General features: G+C 39.4%; 2 protein-coding genes. Both read left to right on the forward strand.

Features of this window, described 5'->3' with window-relative positions; all coding sequences use genetic code 11:
* On the forward strand, positions 1 to 217 hold a 217-nt coding region (locus T488_RS19990), incomplete at its 5' end, for a hypothetical protein (protein WP_037297490.1).
* 299 nt (positions 218 to 516) lie between these two features.
* Positions 517 to 1,391, forward strand: an 875-nt coding sequence (locus T488_RS0106730; RefSeq protein ID WP_028520112.1) for a HipA domain-containing protein, incomplete at its 3' end; no start/stop codon positions are given.

Consider the following 1,391-nt stretch of genomic DNA (forward strand, 5'->3'; position numbering starts at 1 on the left):
GTGGTTGACAGTTTTTTGTCAAAAAAGTGAGCCCACAAACGCCTATTTTAAGCCATTTGTGAGCCCTGATTTTGAGACGAGGGGAATTGAAAAAGCAGAAGTGCTTTTAGTGATTTTTGCTAAATTGCGAAAATGGCTGTTTTTCGCGGTATTTTACGATTTTGCTTTTAGCAGCTTCAAGTGTCTTTTGGCAGCTTTTGGTACAAATAAGTGGTAAACAAGTGGTTGGAATAGCGCTATTCTACGTTGAAAGCGGAATATGGCAGCTCAAAATAAGTGGTAAAATCCCGACGGAGCTTCATTTGTATATTTTGCATTAAAAGAAAACTCAATATGCAACTTGTAATTTAATATGTAGCACCAGTGTGTTTTTTCGTCCATTGCTTCATATGGTGAAATCACCGAAATATAAGGCTGTGCTGTTTGGATAGACTGGCGGAAGAGATGGCTTGATTATGATATAGAGATGTGGTATAATGATAGAAAAGCGAGGTGAGAGCGTTGAAATATACACTTATGCATAAGAATATAGCTGTTGCAGATATTGAAATAGATGAAGCTATTGGTGGTATTAGCGTAATTGATAATTTATCAGCAAAAGAGCATCTACCGATCGGTGTTGTGCATCCGCTTCATCATAGCGAAAGCATTGACCGATACGCATTGAATCAGTGGTGGGCAGGCAGGTCAATTCCTGCGAGTAGAATGGGCGTTGAAGATGCTTTGGAAAAGCTCGGTGTATATAATTCTAAGCTGCTTCTTACGAAATGTCTCGGCCTTAGTTTATCTGATCATTACTGGATAAAGCCTTACGGAAGCGATATGACCTGGGAAGATGTAAATTTCTTTGACAACGATTTCTCAGATGATATAGGTGATGTTCTTTTCGGTACAAGTGATAAGAATGCTGGATTCGATTTTCTGTCGCCGGATAATACTTCTGACGGTAATCTGAAAAAACGCTGGAAGATCATTGACGGCAAACGTTGTCTTTTGAAATCAGGCTCCAATCCATATAGTCAGCAGACCTTCAATGAGGTTATCGCTTCAAAAATAATGAATAGACTTGGAATAGATCATGTGCCTTATTCGGTAACGTGGATAAATGATGAACCATACAGTGTATGCGAGGATTTTGTAACGAAGGATACTGAACTCATCAGTGCATGGAGAGTACTCCAATTTAGAACAAAAGCAAATCATGAAAATGAATACCTTCACTACGTTAATATCTGTCGGGAACTCGGGATAGATATAGTTTCTTTCCTTGACAAGATGATAGTTCTCGACTATATTATAGCAAACGAGGACAGGCACTTCAATAACTTCGGACTTCTGCGTGATGCTAATACCCTTGAATGGCTTGGTGCTGCTCCCATATTCGACAGCGG

The sequence above is a fragment of the Ruminococcus flavefaciens ND2009 genome (assembly GCF_000621785.1).
In the GTDB taxonomy this organism is placed as follows: domain Bacteria; phylum Bacillota; class Clostridia; order Oscillospirales; family Ruminococcaceae; genus Ruminococcus; species Ruminococcus flavefaciens_C.